The sequence below is a fragment of the Shewanella abyssi genome, assembly GCF_023284025.1.
Lineage (GTDB): Bacteria > Pseudomonadota > Gammaproteobacteria > Enterobacterales > Shewanellaceae > Shewanella > Shewanella abyssi.
The window spans coordinates 1-2284 of sequence record NZ_JAKIKR010000110.1 but is presented as its reverse complement, the minus strand read 5'-3'; the positions used below and the strand labels follow the sequence as shown (position 1 = coordinate 2284).

Genomic DNA, 2284 nt, shown 5'->3' with positions numbered 1-2284 from the left:
CGAACTCAGAAGTGAAACACAGTATCGCCGATGGTAGTGTGGGGTTTCCCCATGTGAGAGTAGGTCATTTCCAGGCGCCTAATTTCTCGAAAGAGAGTGAATAGCCCGTTGCTAACGCAACGGGCTTTTTTACGTCTGCGATTTGTGGTTTTGAGGCAATGGTACGTGGATTTTATACCCATTACATTAATAAACTGAACACCTTAATCCAGTCTCTGCTGCCCAAACCTAGCCTTATCCCGAAGCCAGATATCAACTCGAGCGAGTAGTAAGTGGCTTGGTATGTGAAGGATCGTTTCCAACTGGAAGTTTTTTAAAAGAAGCTTGCGCCTCTTCATTTGGATTCGGGTGACGTGAGCGACTTGTTATCCATGAAAAAATCAGATGATGTAGCAATCGGTATATGTTGCTTGGTCTATAGTCTACATTAAAGTTGGCACTGATAAATTCCAGAACATCTTTAGCCTGTGGGCGTCCACCATTATCATTCAAATAACTTTTTCAACGAATTCTGTTAATGAGGTTAATTGTTCTGGTGATAGTCTCGGCGGCCGAGCATAATGCACTACATCGACAAGCACACTAATGCCGTTATCTAAATGATTCGACACCCACTTATTAACGCTTCCTCTAGCAACCTTTAGAGAGCGAGCAATATCAGCTCTGGATTTACCCTTGAAAAAGAGAGATACGGCCAAATACCTAATTCTTGTTCGGCTTCTTTTTTCAGTTTTAGCTCGGCGTTTAAGTTCTATTAATGACATGATTATTTGATGTGATTATGGTGGAAGCATTAGATCATATCTTTAATGCAAGTGGGTTGTAGCTAATAGTTATTCTATATCTAAAGCCACATGCGCAGTATAAGGTGATTTTAAACCCGCACGTAGTGAGCTTCTCAATATTTTAACTGCTGCGTTGCATTGTCTTAAAAGTGAATAACCATTTCTTCCACAATGCGCCTGGAATTGAAAGCCCTGAGAGATCTCTGAATTGAACGCATATTTAATGGAATTAGTATAATACCAATCGGTATAATCATCTGGTCAGATTTATCCATGAACGATTGCATAGATTCTTTACTGTATCAATGTCACTAATAAAGCTATTCCATGCTTGTGAGCATTGCTCGACTACCTTTTTTTGCTCATAAATGTGTCATTGTATTTTGTTGCCTATCCTAGCTTCATCCTGAAACCAGACATTGACATAAGATAGGGCAATATGGCTAGGGATGTTAAGGATCGTTTCAGGCGGAATTGTTTAAAAGCTTCTTGTACTGCTAATGATTGCTTGGGGGGCGGATTGTTATCCATGAAAAACCAAGCCTTTTAATACTCTCTAGATGCTTGATGACGAATGCCAAAACACTTGAAAAGGTGTTAATTAATATCATGCCCAGATAGCCTGCCATCTGTTTCTGAGAGACTACGTTCATCAATATATGTTGAAAGTTGCTTAGCATTAGCTGCACTCAAGGCAGGAGGTGGTTCAATCAAGCCTTTCTCCAAGAAATCACCCACTTATTTACACTCGTGCGACTCACCTTAAGTTCATTGGTTATCTCAGAGTGATTATGTCCTTCACTGAAATGCGTCAAGGCTAAAAGATGGATACGCTTTTGCGCATTTATCTCGAGGTGTCAGACATCGAAAATCAGTCATTTAAGCTTTTCCATATACAAACCAACTTTTAGACTTCACCAACCATATTAGATCATATCTCTATAGCGATTGGTATTATTCCTTACTGGAACGTTTACCGCTTAAATATAAAGCTAAAAGTATCTATTCCTAAGTCGTGCAAGTTTTCAATACTGTACTAGAATAAGTGTCCCATCCCGAGGTATGTTCACTCGTTTACGTGGTGATTGTGGATAAGGTTGTGGGTAAGTGGTGTGTAGGGTGTGGCTATTCTGTGTCTTTTAAAAAAGACTGTTTTAATTGATAAAAGCGCTTGCGCTTGGTCAGGAACTGCCTATAATGCGCATCCACTGACACGGCACAGCAGGCTACTCGCTCTTAGCAAACGTTAGGATGCACGGGACTTGCAGCGTAATCAGTACCTCTTTTAATTAAGAGGTGAGAGTTAAAACTCCTCGGAGATTTGACTCAGGTGACAAGCGCTTTAAGGGCTTCGAGTTTTGCTTCTTTTCACGATAGTGATTAAGAATTCATCGCTTGAAAAACTTATTAAAATAAGCCCTTGACGCCGACACTGGAGAGTGTAGAATACGCCTCCTCAAGCCAACGACCTAGCGTCTTCGGCGAAGTATGAAAGATGA

2 protein-coding genes, 1 rRNA gene and 1 pseudogene are annotated in these 2284 nt (G+C 40.6%); 1 reads left to right on the top strand and 3 read right to left on the bottom strand.

The genetic code is table 11. From position 1 onward, the window contains the following. Positions 1–76, top strand: a 5S ribosomal RNA gene (gene rrf / locus L2755_RS22435); the annotation flags it as partial. Positions 77–252: 176 nt separating this feature from the next. On the opposite strand, the gene L2755_RS22430 is transcribed toward rrf, so the two are convergent. The 3 genes and pseudogenes from L2755_RS22430 to L2755_RS22420 form a co-directional block, all read right to left on the bottom strand. Next, on the bottom strand, positions 253–492 hold the full coding sequence (locus L2755_RS22430; protein ID WP_428847824.1) for a helix-turn-helix domain-containing protein: 240 nt from the start codon (positions 490–492) through the stop codon (positions 253–255). Continuing rightward, the gene (locus L2755_RS22425) at positions 489–764 is read right to left on the bottom strand and encodes a terminase gpP N-terminus-related DNA-binding protein (RefSeq protein ID WP_428847823.1); all 276 of its coding nucleotides are present in this window, start codon (positions 762–764) and stop codon (positions 489–491) included. Before L2755_RS22425 ends, L2755_RS22430 begins: the two co-directional genes overlap by 4 nt. A gap of 403 nt (positions 765–1167) precedes the next feature. Then, positions 1168–1336, bottom strand: a pseudogene (locus L2755_RS22420) (IS630 family transposase); the annotation flags it as partial. Positions 1337–2284: the final 948 nt, after the last annotated feature.

Coding starts and splice junctions, on each gene's coding strand:
- L2755_RS22425 (WP_428847823.1), bottom strand. CDS start 764: ATGTCATTAATAGAACTTAAACGCCGAGCTAAAACTGAAAAAAGAAGC.